The organism is Rhizobium binae, from assembly GCF_017357225.1.
Classification (GTDB): Bacteria; Pseudomonadota; Alphaproteobacteria; order Rhizobiales; family Rhizobiaceae; genus Rhizobium; species Rhizobium binae.
On the sequence record NZ_CP071604.1, the window covers coordinates 3,866,934 to 3,884,788 of the forward strand.

The 17,855-nt window shown below is 61.7% G+C and carries 20 protein-coding genes, 1 tRNA gene and 1 pseudogene; 9 read left to right on the forward strand and 13 right to left on the reverse strand.

Annotation, left to right across the window (positions count from 1 at the left end):
• Positions 1–10: 10 nt before the first annotated feature.
• A pseudogene (locus J2J99_RS18915) lies at positions 11–866 on the reverse strand (LysR substrate-binding domain-containing protein).
• A gap of 94 nt (positions 867–960) precedes the next feature.
• On the opposite strand from J2J99_RS18915, the gene J2J99_RS18920 reads away from it, so the two are divergent.
• On the forward strand, positions 961–1,965 hold the full coding sequence (locus J2J99_RS18920; RefSeq protein ID WP_168298146.1) for a bile acid:sodium symporter family protein: 1,005 nt from the start codon (positions 961–963) through the stop codon (positions 1,963–1,965).
• Positions 1,966–2,041: 76 nt separating this feature from the next.
• Here the strand turns inward: J2J99_RS18920 and J2J99_RS18925 are convergent, their stop codons facing one another.
• Positions 2,042–2,512 (reverse strand): Hsp20 family protein, encoded by a 471-nt coding sequence (locus tag J2J99_RS18925; protein ID WP_168298148.1) that lies wholly within the window; start codon positions 2,510–2,512, stop codon positions 2,042–2,044.
• A gap of 423 nt (positions 2,513–2,935) precedes the next feature.
• Here J2J99_RS18925 and J2J99_RS18930 point away from each other — a divergent pair, with 423 nt between their 5' ends.
• Complete coding sequence (locus tag J2J99_RS18930) at positions 2,936–3,910, forward strand: alpha/beta fold hydrolase (protein WP_168298150.1); 975 nt, start codon at positions 2,936–2,938, stop codon at positions 3,908–3,910.
• 70 nt (positions 3,911–3,980) lie between these two features.
• Here J2J99_RS18930 and hisN read toward each other — a convergent pair whose 3' ends face one another.
• Together hisN and J2J99_RS18940 are read right to left on the reverse strand one after the other, a co-directional pair.
• Entirely contained in the window at positions 3,981–4,754 is a 774-nt protein-coding gene (hisN, locus tag J2J99_RS18935; RefSeq protein WP_168298152.1) for a histidinol-phosphatase, read from the reverse strand.
• Positions 4,755–5,038: 284 nt separating this feature from the next.
• Positions 5,039–5,920 carry an N-formylglutamate amidohydrolase gene (locus tag J2J99_RS18940; RefSeq protein WP_168298153.1) on the reverse strand — a complete coding sequence of 294 codons (882 nt, stop codon included), beginning with the start codon at positions 5,918–5,920 and terminating at the stop codon, positions 5,039–5,041.
• Positions 5,921–6,108: 188 nt separating this feature from the next.
• Here J2J99_RS18940 and cpdR1 point away from each other — a divergent pair, with 188 nt between their 5' ends.
• The 5 genes from cpdR1 to J2J99_RS18965 all read left to right on the forward strand — a co-directional run bounded on the left by cpdR1 (position 6,109) and on the right by J2J99_RS18965 (position 7,883).
• Positions 6,109–6,471, forward strand: a complete 363-nt coding sequence (gene cpdR1, locus J2J99_RS18945) for a response regulator CpdR1 (RefSeq protein WP_003542883.1) — start codon at positions 6,109–6,111, stop codon at positions 6,469–6,471.
• Between the two features lie 84 nt (positions 6,472–6,555).
• Positions 6,556–6,630: transfer RNA gene (locus tag J2J99_RS18950), tRNA-Val, on the forward strand.
• 100 nt (positions 6,631–6,730) lie between these two features.
• Entirely contained in the window at positions 6,731–7,012 is a 282-nt protein-coding gene (locus J2J99_RS18955) for a hypothetical protein (protein WP_205919000.1), read from the forward strand.
• Between the two features lie 4 nt (positions 7,013–7,016).
• The gene (locus J2J99_RS18960; RefSeq protein WP_168298156.1) at positions 7,017–7,259 is read left to right on the forward strand and encodes a hypothetical protein; all 243 of its coding nucleotides are present in this window, start codon (positions 7,017–7,019) and stop codon (positions 7,257–7,259) included.
• 129 nt (positions 7,260–7,388) lie between these two features.
• Positions 7,389–7,883, forward strand: coding sequence for a hypothetical protein (locus J2J99_RS18965; RefSeq protein ID WP_205919001.1), 495 nt, complete (start codon positions 7,389–7,391; stop codon positions 7,881–7,883).
• 6 nt (positions 7,884–7,889) lie between these two features.
• Here J2J99_RS18965 and J2J99_RS18970 read toward each other — a convergent pair whose 3' ends face one another.
• From J2J99_RS18970 to J2J99_RS18985, 4 genes are all read right to left on the reverse strand, one after another.
• Positions 7,890–8,606 (reverse strand): hypothetical protein, encoded by a 717-nt coding sequence (locus tag J2J99_RS18970; protein WP_168298160.1) that lies wholly within the window; start codon positions 8,604–8,606, stop codon positions 7,890–7,892.
• A 25-nt stretch (positions 8,607–8,631) separates the two neighbouring features.
• The gene (locus J2J99_RS18975) at positions 8,632–8,874 is read right to left on the reverse strand and encodes a hypothetical protein (RefSeq protein WP_168298162.1); all 243 of its coding nucleotides are present in this window, start codon (positions 8,872–8,874) and stop codon (positions 8,632–8,634) included.
• A gap of 37 nt (positions 8,875–8,911) precedes the next feature.
• Positions 8,912–9,091 (reverse strand): hypothetical protein, encoded by a 180-nt coding sequence (locus tag J2J99_RS18980; RefSeq protein ID WP_168298164.1) that lies wholly within the window; start codon positions 9,089–9,091, stop codon positions 8,912–8,914.
• A 62-nt stretch (positions 9,092–9,153) separates the two neighbouring features.
• Complete coding sequence (locus J2J99_RS18985) at positions 9,154–9,384, reverse strand: hypothetical protein (RefSeq protein WP_205919002.1); 231 nt, start codon at positions 9,382–9,384, stop codon at positions 9,154–9,156.
• A 346-nt stretch (positions 9,385–9,730) separates the two neighbouring features.
• On the opposite strand from J2J99_RS18985, the gene J2J99_RS18990 reads away from it, so the two are divergent.
• Complete coding sequence (locus J2J99_RS18990) at positions 9,731–10,819, forward strand: DUF475 domain-containing protein (protein ID WP_168298166.1); 1,089 nt, start codon at positions 9,731–9,733, stop codon at positions 10,817–10,819.
• A 68-nt stretch (positions 10,820–10,887) separates the two neighbouring features.
• Here J2J99_RS18990 and J2J99_RS18995 read toward each other — a convergent pair whose 3' ends face one another.
• The 5 genes from J2J99_RS18995 to J2J99_RS19015 all read right to left on the reverse strand — a co-directional run bounded on the left by J2J99_RS18995 (position 10,888) and on the right by J2J99_RS19015 (position 15,578).
• Positions 10,888–11,058, reverse strand: a complete 171-nt coding sequence (locus J2J99_RS18995; RefSeq protein WP_168298168.1) for a hypothetical protein — start codon at positions 11,056–11,058, stop codon at positions 10,888–10,890.
• A 151-nt stretch (positions 11,059–11,209) separates the two neighbouring features.
• Positions 11,210–12,727, reverse strand: a complete 1,518-nt coding sequence (locus tag J2J99_RS19000) for a tripartite tricarboxylate transporter permease (RefSeq protein WP_168298170.1) — start codon at positions 12,725–12,727, stop codon at positions 11,210–11,212.
• Positions 12,728–12,813: 86 nt separating this feature from the next.
• On the reverse strand, positions 12,814–13,305 hold the full coding sequence (locus tag J2J99_RS19005; protein WP_168298172.1) for a tripartite tricarboxylate transporter TctB family protein: 492 nt from the start codon (positions 13,303–13,305) through the stop codon (positions 12,814–12,816).
• Entirely contained in the window at positions 13,302–14,246 is a 945-nt protein-coding gene (locus tag J2J99_RS19010) for a Bug family tripartite tricarboxylate transporter substrate binding protein (protein ID WP_168298174.1), read from the reverse strand. Before J2J99_RS19010 ends, J2J99_RS19005 begins: the two co-directional genes overlap by 4 nt.
• A gap of 285 nt (positions 14,247–14,531) precedes the next feature.
• Positions 14,532–15,578: an ABC transporter substrate-binding protein gene (locus J2J99_RS19015; protein ID WP_168298176.1), complete on the reverse strand. Its 1,047-nt coding sequence runs from the start codon at positions 15,576–15,578 to the stop codon at positions 14,532–14,534.
• A 369-nt stretch (positions 15,579–15,947) separates the two neighbouring features.
• On the opposite strand from J2J99_RS19015, the gene J2J99_RS19020 reads away from it, so the two are divergent.
• On the forward strand, positions 15,948–17,816 hold the full coding sequence (locus J2J99_RS19020) for an adenylate/guanylate cyclase domain-containing protein (protein WP_168298178.1): 1,869 nt from the start codon (positions 15,948–15,950) through the stop codon (positions 17,814–17,816).
• Positions 17,817–17,855: the final 39 nt, after the last annotated feature.

Consider the following 17,855-nt stretch of genomic DNA (forward strand, 5'->3'; position numbering starts at 1 on the left):
CGATGACGGCTCACGCCGACCTCAGCCCCCTCACCTTTTGCAGAATATCGTCGGAAAGTGCTGCGACAAGGGCTTCATCCGCGCCCTTGCGCCGGCACCAAGACGAACTCCACGTCCTCCAGCATAGGCAGGTTTCCCGCAGCGATCTCTTTCAGCCCCGACGGAGCCATGCTGCGCGGCTGCACCAGCACGCCCATTCCGGCCCGCGCTGCCGCCGTAAGCCCGCTGAGACTGCCGCAGGTACAGACGATCCGCCACGGCACGCCGTTGCGCCCAAGCGCTTCGAGAGCGATTGCCCTTGTCACGCTCGGCGGCGGAAAGGCGATCAGCGGTAGCGGCCCGGAGGCAAGCACTCGCTCGGGATCGCGCGCCAACCAGACGAGCGGCTCGCGATAGACGAGCTTTCCGCGGGCATCGCCGAGCCGGCGCTTGGCAAGCACCAGATCGATATCGCCATTGTCCTGCATCTCGTAGAGGACGCCAGAGAGCGCCACGGTCAATTCCAGGTCGACGGACGGATGCGACCGAACGAAATCCTCCAGCGCCGCCGGCAGCTGGCTGGTGACGAAATCCTCCGAGACGCCGAGCCGCAGGCTGCCGCGCAGACTGTTGCTCTTGAACAGCGACTGCACCTGCCCCTCGATCGAGAGCATGGCGCGCGCATGCGTCAGCAGCGCTTCGCCATCGCCGGTCAGCATGACCTTGTGCGTATCGCGCGCCAGAAGCTTGCGACCGAGCGTCGCCTCCAGCCGCTGAATATGCTGACTGACCGTCGATTGCCCGAGACCCAGCCTTTCTGCGGCTAGCGTGAAACTGCCCATCTGTTCGACGGCGACGAAACTGCGCAACTGCGAAAGGTCCAGCAATGAAATCCGGTCTCTTGATAACTGTTATTTCTTGCATCCTGGATCATAATGGAAGAGAGAACAATTACCAATCTTGTTTTGCCGCGAGACCGTCATGCGCCGCTTTCTGCCCGATACATTCACGATCTTGCTTGTTTGCACCGTCATCCTCGCCTCGCTGTTTCCGGCGAGTGGCACCTTCGCGGATTATTTCGGCATCGCCACCGATCTCGCCATCGCGGCCCTGTTCTTCCTCCATGGCGCTCGCCTCTCGCGTGACGTCGTTATAGCGGGCATGCTGCACTGGCGCCTGCATCTCGTCATCCTGCTGACGACCTTCGGCATCTTCCCGCTGCTTGGATTGGCGCTCGGTTTCATCCCGGATACGATCCTGCCGCAGCCGCTTTATCTCGGCATCCTCTTCCTCTGCGTGCTGCCGTCGACGGTGCAGTCATCTATCGCCTTCACCTCGATGGCGGGCGGCAACGTGCCGGCCGCCATCTGCTCGGCCTCCGCCTCGAATATTTTCGGCATGTTTCTGACGCCACTGCTCGTCGGCCTGCTCTTTTCCGTCGGCGGCCATGGCGGCTTCTCCCTCGACGCGCTTCAGCAGATCCTGCTGCAACTGCTTGCCCCCTTCATCGTCGGCCAAATCCTGCAGCCCTGGATCGGCGACTGGATTCGCGCAAGAAAGAGGATTCTGATGCCCGTCGACCGCGGCTCGATCCTGATGGTTGTCTACCTCGCCTTCTCGACGGCAGTCGTCGAGGGTCTCTGGCATACTTTCTCGATCGCCGATATCGCCGTCGTCATCGTCGCCGACACCGTCCTTCTGGGGATAGTACTGGTGCTCACAATGTTCGGTAGCCGCTGGCTCGGCTTCGGCAAGGCCGACGAGATCACCATTACCTTCTGTGGTTCCAAGAAAAGTCTCGCAAGTGGCGTACCGATGGCAAACGTCATTTTTGCCGGCCAATCGATCGGCGCGATCGTGCTTCCGCTGATGCTCTTCCACCAGATCCAGCTGATGGTCTGCGCCGTCATCGCCCAGAAATACGCCGCAGCAGCGGCCCGCCGCGCAACCGAACAGCAGATCAAGGACGCCGCCAGCCCGGCCTGAACAGCAACAAAGCGGGCGAGAATAAAAAACGGCGCCCCAAGCGGAGCGCCGTCCATCGGTCCAAGAGTGATGATGATCAGCTGTTGACGACCTGCGCCTCGATGGCCTTTGGCGCCTCGACCGGCTCTGCGGCAATCGCGATCTTGCGGGGCTTCATGGCCTCAGGAATATTGCGCAGAAGGTCGATGTGCAGCAGGCCGTTCTTCAGCGAAGCGGCGGCCACCTCGACATGGTCGGCGAGCTGGAAGCGGCGCTCGAAAGCGCGCTTGGCAATGCCGCGATAGAGGAATTCGCCGCCTTCGGCGGTGTCCTCGTTCTTTTCACCCTTCACGGACAGCACATGGGCATGGGCTTCGATCGAAAGTTCGGTCTCGTCGAAACCAGCAACCGCCATGGTGATGCGATAGGTGTTTTCACCGGTGCGCTCGATATTATAGGGCGGATAGGTCTGCGCCTGCTCCGGCTGGGCAAGGCTGTCGAGCATGGTGAACAGCCGGTCGAAACCGACCGTCGAGCGATAAAGGGGAGAGAAGTCTACGTGACGCATGATGTCCTCCTGTGGAAGCGACGTGTTGCGATAAATTGTCCCTGAAACCCCATGTTCGGCGACCTCGGGACGATTGCGCGGGCCCTTCTTGGCACCCGCAGCAAGGAGATGGTGATGGGATTTGCGGAGTTCAAGACCTTTTCGAAATCGCCTTGAACGGCCCCGTGAACCCCGCATGAACGGCTGGTTCGGAACGCATTCAGACACATGCGCCTAGAGATCGCAGCGTCGGGTAAATCTGGTCCCGACGGCTGAAGTGCATCGTCCCTTCTTCTTCAGCCTCAACTTAGGCCGGCTGCGGGCACCCTCATGCTCCTGCCGGCCCTTTTCCCCGCCGCTTCGCGGAGGCCGCCGCTTTCCAAGCCGGGAGCCATGCGCTATCCCTGATAGCGAAGCAGTCAGCAGCGGCGCAGTGGCAAAGTCATGGATCAGGTTCTCTATTCGACGCCCGACAACCCCGCCCCGGAAAACCGCACGGAAGGGTATTTTGAAACCCATGACGGCCACCGGCTGCGTTACGCCGTCTTCCGCTCCGGCGCTCCGGTCGCCAAGGGCACGGTGGTCATTCTCCATGGCCGCAACGAATATATCGAGAAATACTTCGAGACGATCCGCGACCTGACCGCGAAAGGCCTCTGGGTCGCCACCTTCGATCTGCGCGGCCAGGGCGGTTCGTCGCGACTGATGAAGCGCCGCAATCACGGTCACATCCGCCGCTTTGCCGATTACGAGCGCGATCTCGACATCTTCCTCGAAAAGGTGGTGCTGCCGGATACGCGCCTGCCTTTTTACCTGCTTGCCCATTCCACCGGTGGGCTGATCGCGCTGTCGGCCGCCCCCTATCTGACCACCCGCATCGACCGCATGGTACTGTCTGCTCCCTTCATCGGCCTGACCGGCCAGGCAGCCTCGCCGCGTGTCATCCGCGCCCTTGCCGGGACCCTGACTGCTCTCGGCCTTGGTTTCCTGCCATTGACCTCGAAATTGAAGGAGCCTGATTTCAGCGACAATCCGCTGACCTCGGACGAACTCCGCTTCGAGCGCAATGTCGCGATGATGAAGGCGCATCCGGAGCTGACGCTCGGTCCGCCGACGGCCCGTTGGCTCACCGAGGCGTTCCGCACCATGGATCGGGTCACCTCCCCCAACCATCTCTTTTCGATCACCATCCCGACCATCGTCATCGCCCCGACGCGTGACGGCGTCGTGCCCTATACCGCGCAGGAGCGGCTCTCGCGCTATTTCCGCGCCGGTCAGCTGGTGCCGATCAACGGCGCCCGCCACGAAATCTTTCAGGAACGGGATATCTACCGCGCCGCCGCGTTGGCGGCCTTCCATGCCTTCATTCCTGGCAGCGATGCCGAGGAAAACCAGGATGTCGCTGCCCTTGGCACGTGAGGCGGATCAGCCAAGCTGACCGCGGGATCAGCGAATCTGACCGGAAGATTACCCCGGTCAACTCAGGGGATCAGCGTTGCAGCACGGCCATCGCCTGCTCATAGACCGCCCGGCTGCCGGCGGCGATGATCGAGCCGCCATTTTCCGGCCGACCGCCGTCCCAGGTGGTGATAATGCCGCCCGCCCCCTCGATGACGGGAATGATGCCGCCGACATCATAGGGCTTGAGGCCGTTCTCGATGACGAGATCGATATGGCCGGCAGCGAGCAGCGCGTAGGCATAGCAGTCGCAGCCGTAACGGAAGAGCCGCACCTGACTCTCGATCTCCCGGTATTTTTCCATCTCCGCGCCGGCGAAGAGATGCGGCGAGGTGGTGAACAGGATAGCGTTCGAAAGCGTATCGCACTGGCGCGTCACAAGCCGCCGTTCGCCTTCCGGCCCGCTATAGATCGAACCGTTTTCGTCGGCGAAATAACGCTCGCCGGTAAAAGGCTGTTCGATCATGCCCATGATCGCCCGGCCCTTCTTCTGCAGGCCGATCAGCGTTCCCCAGACCGGCACGCCGGCGATGAAGGCGCGGGTTCCGTCGATCGGATCGATCACCCAGACATGGTCCCGGTCAAGCCCGACATTGCCGTGCTCCTCGCCGAGAATGCCGTGATCGGGAAAATTTTCCTCGATCAGCGCCCGGATGGCGAACTCGGCGGCCCGGTCGCCCTCCGTCACCGGATCGAACCCCGAGGAGAGCTTGTTGGTGACATCGAGGCCGGAGCGGAAGCGCGGCAGCGTCTCGGCGCGGGCGGCCTCCGCCAGACGATTGAAGAACGAACGGTCAGGAAGCATGGTGGCACCATTTGGCTGGCGGGAACGGGGCTTTCATAGCGAAACTTGACTGGAATGCAAAGGCAGCGGGCAATTTCGGACGAACTGCCCAAAGATATCGCAGCGCAATATATTGCTTGACATTTGTGCAATGCAATAGTAGCGTCGTCGGTACAGTCTTCTGACTGTAAATACCCTCCTTGGGTGTTTCCTCCCTAGACTTAGCCGCGCTCACAAGCGCGGTTCTTTTTTGGCCTTTGCGGAAGACGGCGGCCATACAAATATCGCCAAATTGATAGAGAAGCTTACTCGGCGGCCAGCGCCCGGTCGCCGGCGAACTTTTCGACATAGTCCGCCATCTGTTGCATGAAGGCCGTCACGGCGTCGGCAACCGCGGCAAAATCTTCGCGCTTCTCCAGCGTCACCTCGTCGACATAGATCGCCCGGTTCACTTCGATCTGCAATGCATGCAGGCCGCGCGAGGGGCGGCCGTAATGTTCGGTGATGAAACCACCGGCATAGGGCTTGTTGCGGATCGCCGCGAAGCCCATTTCCTCGAGGATGGCGATGGCGGCGCGCGAAAGTTCGGCCGACGCGCTGGTGCCGTAGCGATCGCCGATGATAAAATCGGGCCGTCCGGTGCAGCCGGCGACGCGCACATTGCCGGGCATCGAGTGGCAATCGATCAGCACGCCGAAGCCGAACTGCACATGGGTGCGGGCGATCAGCCGTCGCAGCGCCGCATGGTAAGGCTTATAGACGGCCTCGACCCGATCGAGGCCTTCCTGCACCGGTAAGCGCCTCGCATAGATCTCCATGTTCTCGGCGACGATGCGCGGAATGGTGCCGAGCCCGCCGGCGACCCTGAGCGAATTGACATTGGCGTAGGGCGGCAGCATCCCGTCGAACATCCTGGGATCAAGCTCGTAGGGCTCGCGGTTGACGTCGAGATAGGCGCGCGGAAAATTGGCGGCGAGAAGCGGTGCGCCGAGGGTGACGGCCGAACCGAAGAGCTCATCGACATAATGGTCCTCGGAACGGCGGATGGCGATGCCTTCTAGCCTCGACTGGGCGATGAATTCCGGTGGATAAATGCGGCCGCTATGGGGGGAGTTGTAGACGAAGGGAATGGTCTGCGACACGGGCTCATGAACCTCAAAAAGCTCGTATTCGCGGATTTCCGGCACTTTCGGCCCTCTTTACCATGTCATGAACTGACTGCTTCGGCCATGTTGCCAGTTGCCCGGCCTCAAGTCCATACTATGTAAAAGGGATGGCAATCACGCACAGGCAATTCACCGGTTGTTTACCGGGCAAAGACTAGTGTAAACGGCGGGCAGCCCACCCAAAACCTATTGATCAGCGGTCTGGATTGATGACTCAAAAGATACTTCTCGCCGAAGACGACAACGACATGCGCCGCTTCCTGGTGAAAGCGCTGGAAAAGGCCGGTTACAAGGTCCTTTCTTATGATAACGGCGCCAGCGCCTATGACCGGCTGCGCGAGGAACCGTTTTCCCTGCTGCTGACCGATATCGTCATGCCCGAGATGGACGGCATCGAACTGGCGCGCCGCGCCACCGAACTCGATCCCGACCTGAAGGTGATGTTCATTACCGGTTTTGCCGCCGTGGCGCTGAACCCTGATTCGAAAGCGCCGAAGGATGCCAAGGTCCTTTCCAAGCCCTTCCACCTGCGCGACCTCGTCGACGAGGTCAACAAAATGCTTGCCGCATAAGGCTTGTCGGGCGGCGCGTCACAAAACTGAAAAAAGCCTATTGACGGCTCCAAAGGTTTTGTGATCTATGCGCCGCCATCGGATGGGCGTGTAGCTCAGCGGGAGAGCACTACGTTGACATCGTAGGGGTCACAGGTTCAATCCCTGTCACGCCCACCATCCAGATTGCTTGACCTAGAAGGCCTTTCGAGAAATCGAGAGGCCTTTTTACATCGCGGCTTGCGGGTGTAATCCACCTGCCCCAGTAGGAGTTTCAAACTTGGCCCAGGTCATCAAACGACGCAAAACTCTTGTGGTTTCCAACGACAAGATTTCCCTGGCAAAAGGTGTCAGCCTTCCTCAGGGACGCTACCCCGTCACTGCCGAGTACATCGTCTCCCATATGCGCGGCAGACCGGTCGAGCAGGCCGGCCGGGTCATGCTTCACCTGACGCGTCAGAACCTGCTGGACTACGGTATCGACCTGACCGGCAGCGCGATGTTGGGCAGCGACATCGATGTGAGTGGCAATGTTGCCCGCAAGGAAGCCATCCTGGAGTGAATTCTTGAGCACGGGTGTTCCCCACCACGTCACGAAGGAATTCAGGCCGAGCACGCCGCCCAATCAAGTCGCAGAACGATGCGAATACCTGACCTTCTTGCGCACGGCCGGTACGCCGGCGCTTACAGAAGGCAGGAGATTTTTCGCACCGACAACCCTGCTGTCGATCGCTGACAGCGACGCCATTGCCGAGTCTCCCGGACAGCAAGCCCAGCGGGCTTTTCACCCATTTGCCGTCGGTCGCTGATCACCCGCAGCCGGTGAAAATCTTATGCCGCGGAGATAGCGGAACCAAATTCGGACACAGAACCATGCCATGGCGAACCGAGGATGAGGCAGTGATTCGCCTCGCCAGCACATGGGGTTTGAAATCGAAATGAACTTATCCGCGCTTGCCGCTGCCGCATTTTTTTCCGCCGCCCTTGCTCTGCCGGCCACCGCCGCGCCGGCCTCCCCCGCCGAAACTTTTCCCGGCGCAGCCGGCGTCATTACCCTATCCGGCAAATGCGCCAAGCTCGTCGTCGCCAAGTTGGACGCCACCAAGGGCTGCAAGGACGAGCTGGCCAGCGTTACGCTGGCCAATGGCTCGGTGACGTTCATCTTCACGTCGGACGGCAAGGCGCTCGGCTTCCAGGGCGACGGCGCCGGGATCAAGCCCGCCTCCAATGGCAATGCCCGTCTGCCTCTCAGCCTCGTCACCACGGGCGTCGGCAACAAGATGACCGGTCAGGTCAAGGTCGCCGGCTTCTGCACCTTCGGCAATCCTTACGCCGGCAAGCCGATCGCGATCGAATGCACGGCCGAAAGCAAGGATTCCTCCTTCACCGGCAGCTTCCGCACTGGCGGCAAACTGGTGAAAAAGGGCAAGTAGCGAATATCAGGCGCACCAGGCGCCGCCCGCTCCTGGCTTGCGCGCTAGCCCCTCGTTGATCAGCTGCGCTCCGAACGAGCGCCCATCACGCGAAACGACACGAGGGGCGCCGGAAGTATCGGTCTTGCCCGCCGCATTCATGGTGAAGGGCCCGGCGTTCAGAAGTGTCAGCAGGCGCGACTTGGCGGCAAAGGCGATCCTCCGCTCGTCATCGCAGCGCGCCCGGTCGACGATCGGACTTGCCATATCGGCGATGACGATCTTCTCGCCCTTGTACCAGAAGACGCCGCCGTCGCCGACACAGTTGATGTGCGCGCCTTGGCCGCAATAGCCGAAGGCAGCCGTTCCCGTTTCCGCAGCCCCGGGAGAGATCGCGGCCGGAACCGCCTTGACCGGCTGGACGGCCGGCGTCGGGACGGCGGCCGGCGGTAGCGGCTGCGCGGTAACCGGTCCAGCTTTCGGCGTCGGCGCGGCAAGCGCCACCTGCTTCGGCGGAACATCCCTTCTGGCAACAGGCCTCGGCTCCGCCGTTTCCCGAGTGGCCGTCGCCGATCGGCTCGCAAGCAGTGTCTGAATGCTCTTCCAATGGTCGTGAGCTACAATGCCGCCGATCGCGGCAATACCGATCACCGCCCAGGGCAGCAATCCGCCGCCGCTGCTGCGCGCTTTGCTCTTTCCTCTCGCCGGCGCCTTGCGGCGGCCGCGTGTCGCTGTCTTGGCCATCTGTCCGATTCCCGTGAGGCCGGGATTATCGCCGCCCAATCCTTTCCGAAAGGTTGGCACGGCGATCGATGATGCTTGCGTGGCCGATCTTTCCAAGGATGGAATCGACACGCCGGGCGTCGTGCGGCAGGGTCTGCGCGGAAGCCGCAATCGCCACGAAGGAAAAAGCCAAACGAATTCTGAAGCCATAAATTAGCCAGCGAAGGAATAGCGGCGCGAAGCGTGCCGATCGGATTGAAACACCGACAGAAAGAAAAACGCCCGGCACGATGCCGGGCGCCGTCTCGGCATGATGGGTCTACCGCTCATTCGGCGCGTACGGCCGAAGGATCGCTTTTCCCGACCAATGCTGAGCCTTGAATGGACGAAGCAGTTGACGTTTGACGTTTGCCGATATCGATGCGCTCATCCACCGCCTCGCGTATAGCCTGCCATTCGTTTTCATGCCGGATGGCGATGTCGCGGGGCACAAAGTTGATCTTCATGTGTTCCTCATCGTGTTTTAGACATCTGCTGGCGGGCGTTAAAGGGGCCGCCGGAATAGCCGTTATTTCTTTGTGTCCGCGTGACCCTTCAGATCAGGGCCACCTCTGGAAAGATCAGCGCCTGAAACATGCGCCGGCACGTGGATGTCATGAATGACGCCGGGGGTCAGCGTCAGGTCGACATGATGCGGCGGCAGCACCTGCGCCTTCTGCATGCGGTTCGGCTTCGCCCGCTTCATGCGGTCGGACGCCTCCGTGCGTCTGTCGGGAACATGGGTCGAAGTGTGCATCATCGGCCTCCTTTTCAGCTCAACCAAGGTCTAACGAACGAGCGCCGGGATGGTTCCCAAAAAATCGGCCGATCTCCTTGCGACGACGGCCTTGACTGTGCCGGGAAGTTGATTACCTAGAGCCTGTCCGCGGCCTTCCAGACATCGGCTGCGGGCGACATTTGGTGCCGGGCCCCTCTGGCGAGAGTTTTTACGGCGCTCTCGTGATGTCGGTACCGCCTGCAGCTTAGCCGGCGGATTTTTCATCGATGAAAATGCTCACCATGCCTTGCCAGCATGCCCGTTGTGGCATGCCGCGTTTTTCGCTCTCCAGCCTCTCGAAAAAGATTTGCGGCCGTGAGGTGCGGCCATGAATCAAACTGCAACTCCTAAATCCTCGCTCGGCTATTTCCGCTGGGCTTTCATCGTCACCGCGCTCGGCCTTATTCTCGGCGCCGTGCTCGGCTGGCAGACGACCGGCACCATCGGTGGCATGGCGACGGTCTTCTTCATCTGCACCGTGCTTGCGGTGCTCGAGATCTCGCTCTCCTTCGACAATGCCATCGTCAATGCCAACAAGCTGAAGGAGATGACGCCGCTCTGGCAGAAACGCTTCCTCACCTGGGGCATCATCATTGCCGTCTTCGGCATGCGCATCGTCTTTCCGCTGGCGATCGTCGCGATCGCGGCGCGGATCGGCCCCTGGGACGCGCTGATGCTGGCTGCCCGCGAACCCGAAGAATATGCCCGCATCATGAACGATGCGCATCTGCCGATCGCCGCCTTCGGCGGCACCTTCCTGATGATGGTCGGCCTCAGCTATTTCTTCGACCACGAGAAGACAATCCATTGGCTTCGCGGCCTGGAAAAGGTGATGGCGCGCTCGGCGACCATCAGGGGCATCGAGATCGCCTTCGTGCTGGCGCTGATGCTTGTTTTCTCCTGGCTGATCGGCGGCGAGGAAGCCAGCATCTTCGTCCATTGCGCCATCTACGGCCTGCTCACCTTCCTGGCGGTCGAGGTCGTCGGCGAGCTGCTCGACGCTTCGCAGCAGGCGATGAGCGCGGCCGCCAAAGGCGGCCTCGGCGCCTTCATCTATCTGGAGGTGCTGGATGCCAGCTTCTCCTTCGACGGCGTCATCGGCGCCTTCGCCTTGACGCAGAATCTCTTCGTCATCGCGATCGGCCTCGGCATCGGCGCCATGTACGTGCGCTCGATGACGATCATGCTGGTGGAGAAGGGAACACTTGCCGAATACCGCTATCTCGAGCATGGCGCCTTCTACGCCATCCTGATCCTCGCGGTGATCATGTATGCGCAGACCCTGGTGCACATCCCCGAGGTGATCACCGGCCTCGGCGGCGCGGCCCTGATCGGCCTGTCGCTCTGGTCTTCCATCCGCCACAACAGGCGCGAGCGGGAAGACCACGCCCCCCGGCAGGAGGAACTTCACGCCTGACGACATCAAAAATAAAGCCCGCGACCATCCGGTTGCGGGCTGTTTCATTCATCTATGCCTTGAAGATATCAGCGGCTGACCTGATCGAAGGAAGCCGGATCGATGCCGAGCTCCCTGAGGTCGCGGGCGCGTGGCCGGCGGCCGGCTTCGACAGCAGCGCTGACCGCATTTGCGGCGCCGATCACGGCAAATGCACGACCAAGGAAACCGGTGCGGATTGAACTGCGGATAGCGGACATTGTTTTTTACTCTCGTTCTACGATTGGCCACCTGTAAGTGGGGTCGCCTATTCCCCGGGACAATGCACGGAAAATCACCTCAGCCATGCAAAAAGAAGAGGCCGGCGCATGTCTCCATGGCCGGCCTCGAGGGAGGGGTAAGATCGTCTTTTTAGTCTTCGTTTGCTGCCAGCTGCGCGAGCACCTGTCCCCGGCCACGCAGCCGCAGGATCAACGGGATGAGGAAGGCGGCGGCGGCGACGACGAGCAGGCCGGCAGCGATCGGCGACATGACCAGCGTCGTGATGTCGCCCTGGCTGATCGCCAGCGCCCGGCGCAGCTGCTGTTCGGCAAGCGGCCCGAGGATCAGGCCGACGACCGTCGGCGCAATCGGATAGCCGAAGAGCCGCATCACGTAACCGAGCAGGCCGAAAGCCAGCAGCATGCCGAGTTCGAACACCGACGGGTTGGCGCCAATCGTCCCGAGCGTTGCAAACAGCAGAATGCCCGCATAAAGCCACGGCTTCGGGATGGTCAGCAGCCGCACCCAGAGGCCAATCATCGGCAGGTTCAGGACCAACAGCATCGCATTGGCGATGAGCAGGCTGGCGATCAGACCCCAGACGAGCTGCGGATTTGTGGCAAACAGCAGCGGCCCGGGCTGCAGCCCGTATTGCTGGAAGCCGGCAAGCATGATCGCCGCCGTTGCCGTCGTCGGCAGGCCGAGGGTCAGCAGCGGCACCAGCGTCCCGGCCGCAGACGCGTTGTTCGCCGCCTCCGGGCCGGCCACGCCTTCGATCGCGCCATGGCCGAACTCCTCGGGGTTCTTGGCCAGCCGCTTTTCTGTCGCATAGGACAGGAACGTGCCGATCTCGGCGCCGCCGGCCGGCATGGCGCCGATCGGAAAGCCGATCAGCGTGCCGCGCAGCCAGGCTTTCCACGAGCGCGCCCAGTCCTGCGCATTCATCCACAGCGAGCCCTTGACGGCTTCGACCTTATCCTCGATCCGGTTGCCCTGTGCGGCGATATAAAGCGTCTCGCCGATCGCGAACATCGCCACTGCGAGCGTCGTCACCTCGATGCCGTCGAGCAGGTCGGGTATGCCGAAGGAAAGCCGCGCCTGCCCCGTCTGCTGGTCGATGCCGACCATGGCAAGGGCAAAGCCGATGAACAGCGAGGTCAGCCCCCGCAGCGCAGAATCGCCGAAGGCCGAGGAGACGGTGACGAAGGCGAGCACCATCAGTGCGAAATATTCACGCGGTCCGAAGACCAACGCCAGTTTGACGATATAGGGGGCGATGAAGGCGAGCCCGAGTGTGGCGATCAGGCCGGCGACGAAGGAACCGATCGCCGCCGTCGCCAGCGCCGGTCCGCCGCGCCCGGCTCGCGCCATCTTGTTGCCCTCGAGCGCTGTGACGATCGAGGCACTTTCGCCCGGCGTGTTCAACAGGATCGAGGTCGTCGAACCCCCATACATGCCGCCGTAATAAATGCCGGCGAACATGATCAGCGAACCGCCGGGGTCGAGCTTGTAGGTGGCGGGCAACAGCAACGCCACGGTGAGTGCGGGTCCGATGCCGGGCAGCACGCCGACGGCAGTGCCGAGCGTCACGCCGACCAGCGCATAAACCAGGTTCATCGGCTGCATCGCAACCAGGATTCCCTGCCATAGGAATTCGAATGTACTCATCTTGCTATCCCAAGCGCGTTCCCGGCCGTGCGTTACCCGATCCGGCGCTGCGCAAAATCAAAAGTGCCGACAGCGCGTCCGCGCTGTCAGAAGAACAGGCGTTCGAGCGGGCCGGCCGGCAGCGTCAGCTGCAGCAGCTGCGAGAAGATCACCCAGACGGTGAAGCTGAAGACGATGCCGAACGGCAGCGAGATCCACAGCTTGCGTTTACCGAAGCCGCGCGCCGTCAGCGCAAACAGCAGCCCGGTGGCGATCGAGAAGCCGGCGGGGCGCAGAAGCAGCATCTGCCCGACAAGACCGGCGACGATCCAGATGACGGGCGCCACTTCCTGCCGGTCGCGTTCCGGAAATTCGCCGCGCCAGGCTTCGGCGAGTGTCCAGATCCCAAGACAGAAGAGGCCGAAGGCCACCACTTCGGGCACCGTTGCCGGGCCGATACGATCATACTGCGCGATGGTTTTCAGATGCGATGCATCCCAGGCCATCACGCCGGCGACGACAAAGAGGAAAAGGGCAATGGTGAACGCCGCCCAATCAGGGCGGCGCGTGGTTGCCGAGGAGGTGTTATCCTCGCTCATTGAACAAGTCCGATCTCTTTGAGAATGGCTTCCGTGGCGGAAACGTCCTTTTCGAGCTGCGCCTTGAAGGCGTCGCCGGACAGATAGGTGTCGGCCCAGCCCTTGGTCTTCAGGATTTCCTGCCAGGTGGCGGAGCCGTGCAGCTTCTCGAAATCGGCGGTGATGGCCGCGACTTGCTCGGCCGAAAGGCCGGGGGCAGCGGCGACCATGCGCCAGTTCTGGATGCTGACATCAGTACCGGCTTCCTTCAGCGTCGGGGCATCAACGCCGTCGATGCGCTTGTCGCCGGATACGGCGAGAAGGCGGAGCGTGCCCGATTTCACTTGCGATTCGAACTCGCCATAGCCCGAGACGCCGGCCGTGACCTGACCGCCGAGGATTGCGGCGAGCGCCTCGCCACCGCCCGAAAAGGCGACATAGTTGATCTTGGTCGGATCGACGCCTGCAGCCTTGGCGATTAGGCCGACGGTGATGTGATCGGTACCGCCGGCCGAGCCGCCGCCCCAGGAAACGGCGCCCGGATCCTTCTTCAGCGCCGCGACCAGATCGGCCATCGTTTTGATATCGGACGAGGCGGGAACGACGACGGCCTCATATTCGCCAGTCAGGCGAGCGATCGGCGTGACGTCCTTGAGTGTTACCGGTGACTTGTTGGTGAGGATGGCGCCGACCATGACATAGCCGCCGACGATCAGCGAGTTCGGGTTGCCGGCAGCCTGGCTGCTGAACTGCGCCAGCCCGATGGTGCCGCCGGCGCCGGGGACGTTCTGGACTTGGACGTTGCCGGAAATCTTCTCCTGCTGCAGCGCGGTCTGCAGCGAACGGGCGGTCTGGTCCCAGCCGCCGCCGGGCGCGGCCGGCGCGATGATGGTATAGTCGGCTGCATAGGCCGGCAGCGCGATCGCCGCTGCGAGAATTGTTGCAATGAACGTATGCTTCACGATGTGTCCTCCGTCGGCGGCTGAGCGCACCGCCTGTTATTCTCCAGGGAATCGGGAGGGTAGCCGACCGGCGGACACAGTTGTCCTGAATGACGAGCGGAATGCCTCCCAAGACTTCAGTTCTCCGCCTCCACGGAGAAGAAGTAGCCAAAGCCACCACAACAAGCTGTCATCTAGCTGACATCGGCCAGATATCCAGGAGGAACGGACACTTTTTTGCCGTAATTCGCAGCTCCCGAACTAGATCAAGTTAGCAGGAGCGAGCCGGACGAGGGCTGATCCTCCTCACTGCGCTCGCAGGACCTCGTTCCAGTGCGCGATCAGCCGCGCCCGCTTCACCTGGTCGAGATAGACCATCAGCCCGGGGCTGACAGGCACTGGCCGAAGCTGGGCGCCGAGCAGCTCCTGCAGGGTATTGGCGGTGTTTTCCCCGGCCACCTCGGGGCTGACGGCCGGAATCTGCAGCTCGCGCGCCATGATCGTCTGGCCTTCCTTCGACATGAAAAAGGCAAGATAACGGCGCCCAAGCTCGGGCTCGGCAGCCGCCTGCGGCACCAGCCCGATCCGCGACATCACCACCGTATAGTCCTTCGGCAGTACGATCCCGACATCGGGATGCCGCGAAGCCCAGTCGGCGGCGTAGGAGCCGAGGATATTGTAGCCGAGCACGAAGCGCCCGTCGGCGACGCGTTCGAGGATTGCCGAGCTCGTCGAGTAAAGCTTGACGCCGGCCGCGCCCATCGCCCCGATCACCGACCAGATGTCGCCGAACTGCTCCTGATCCCGCGCCATGAACAGAAAGCCGACACCGGACCGCTCGATATCGTAGGTGCTGATCCGGCCATAGACCGCATTGCCCTTGCGCTTCAGATAGTCGACGAACTCCGCCCGTGAACTTGGCACCGGCTCATGTGCGAAGCTCGGCTTGTGATAGACGAAGACCGCCGGTTCGAAGGTCAGCGCATAGGCGGTGTTGCGCCAGTTCGCCCATTTCGGCCACGCAGCGCTCATCGGCAGATTGCTGACCTGTGCATAGCCGTCATTCGAGAGCTTCACCTGCAGGTCCATCGCCGAGGAGAAGGCAAAATCCGCAGTCTTGCCGCCGGCATCCGTTTCCTCGACGATCCGGTCGTAGATTTCACCGGTCAGCATGTCCTCATATCTGACCGCAACATCGGGATTGGCCTGCTGAAAACCACGGATCATCGGCTGCGCCAACGGCTCGTCGAGCGAAGAATAAACAGTCAGCACCGGCGCCTCGGCCTTGCCCGATTTCGCCGGATAAAAGGTCTGATCAGCCAGCGCAAAACCAGGCCAGAACGCCAACAGCAAAATGGAAATTCTCCTCATGCCGCAACAATGCCCGAGCATGCGGAAGGGGGCAAGGGCGCGCCGGAGCGAGCCCCTCTATCAGGCCAGCGCAAGTCGATCGCTGATCGTTTTCGGCGTTGACCGGGCAAGCTTAGAGCGAGCCGTCTATTTCGCCTCTCTCAACAAGAACCCCTTTTTCACCACAATGGATTAGCAATCAAAGCTGTCCTTCACCCCTTTAGAGTATTGATGAAGACCCGTGACGATATATGGTCGCGCTACCGCGTCAAAACGTCGGGGCCGCTCGAATTTTGTTTTTGGGCGACGACGGTTCGCGACAAAAACTCTGAAAATAGCTAGGTTATTCCGGGAAGATCCATGGGAGGGGTCATGGAACGACGACTGAGCGCTATTCTCGCTGCGGATGTCGTCGGCTACAGCCGACTGATGGGCATCGATGAGTCTGGCACGCTGCAGGCGCTGAACCGCCACCGCTGCGAGCTGGTCGATGTCAGGATTTCGGATTACAAGGGCCGGATCGTCAAACTCACCGGCGACGGCATCCTTGCCGAATTCCAGAGCGTGGTGAATGCGGTTGCCTGCGCCGCCGAAATCCAGCGCAGCATGTCGGCCCGCAATGAAAATGTGCCGAAGGATGAGCGCGTCGAATTCCGCATGGGCATCAATCTCGGCGACGTCGTCGTCGAAAACGGCGACATCTTCGGCGACGGCGTCAATCTTGCCGCCAGACTCGAGCGTATCGCCGCGCCCGGCGGCATCGCCGTGTCGGCTTCGGTCCGCGATCAGGTCGGCTCGCGCCTCAACCTTGGCTTCGAATTTATCGGCGAACACATGCTGAAGAACATCCGGCAGCCGGTGCAGGTCTATACCGTCACCCTCACGCCGCCCTCTTCCGCCAGGCTCGTAGCGCAGAACCGCAATACCTGCTTCATCGCGGTGTTGCCTTTCACCAATATGAGCGGCGACGCCGACCAGGATTATTTCTCCGACGGCATAACCGAAGACATCATCACCGATCTCTCCAAGATTTCCAGCCTGCACGTCGTGCCGCGCAATACGATCTTTACCTACAAGGGCATATCGGTGAAGCTGAAGCGGCTCGCACAGGAACTTGGCGTCCGTTACGTGCTTGAAGGCAGCGTGCGCATCTTCGGCAAGCGCGTGCGCATCTCCGGCCAGTTGATCGACACCGCCAATGGCGATCATCTCTGGGCCGAGCGCTACGACCGCGACCTCACCGACATCTTCGCCATCCAGGACGAGATCACCCATGCGATCGTCGCCCAGCTGAAGGTGCGCCTGCTGCCGGAGGAGAAGAAGGCGATCGCCAGCGAGCCGACCGCCAATGTCGAGGCCTATACCTATTATCTCCGAGGCCGCCAGCTTTCCCACACCTGGACGAAATCCTACCTGCAGCTCGCCAGGCGCATGTTCTGCAAGGCAGTCGAGCTCGATCCGGACTATGCCCGCGCCTATGCCGGCATCGCCGATTGCGACGCCGCGATCCGCGACTGGGCGCCCGACGATGTGCCCCTCAGACGCATCCTCGACATGAGCGCCCGCGCACTCGCGCTCGATCCCGATCTTCCGGAGGCCCATGCCTCGCACGGTTTGGCCCTGCATCAGAGCGGTTACGATGATCGGGCGGCAGCAGCCTTCGAACGTGCCCTGACGCTCGACCCGAACCTCTTCGAGGCAAATTTCCACTATGCGCGGTTCTTCTTCATGCACGGAAATTTCGCCGAATCCGTTCATTACTTCACCCGCGCCGCCGAAATCCGCCCTGACGACTACGTCTCGCCGATCCATCTGATGGCCGCCTACCATTCGCTCGGCCGTCGGATGGACAGGGAAAATTGGGCGCGTCTGGGCTTGCTGCGCGCCGAACGCGCACTGAATCTCAATCCGGAAAATTCCGGCCCGGCCCATCGGGGTGCGCTGGCGCTTGCCCATCTCGGCGATGTCAAGCGCGCACGCGACTGGGCGGCGCGGGCGATCGCCATCGATCCCGACGACATTGTCGCCCAGTATAATCTCGCCTGCGTCTATTCTGTCCTCGGCGACGTCGATCAGGCGATCGACCTCTTGGAGAAGCTGCTGCCGCACAGCTCCGTCTACCATATCCAATGGTTCAACAATGACTCCGACCTCGACAATATCCGCGGCGACCCGCGCTTCCAGAAGCTGCTCGCCGCCGCGATGACGCAGCGCCAGGAGATAGAGCGGACGGGCAGCTGAGATCGATCTTATCCGACCCGTTCACCAATCTCCAAAATC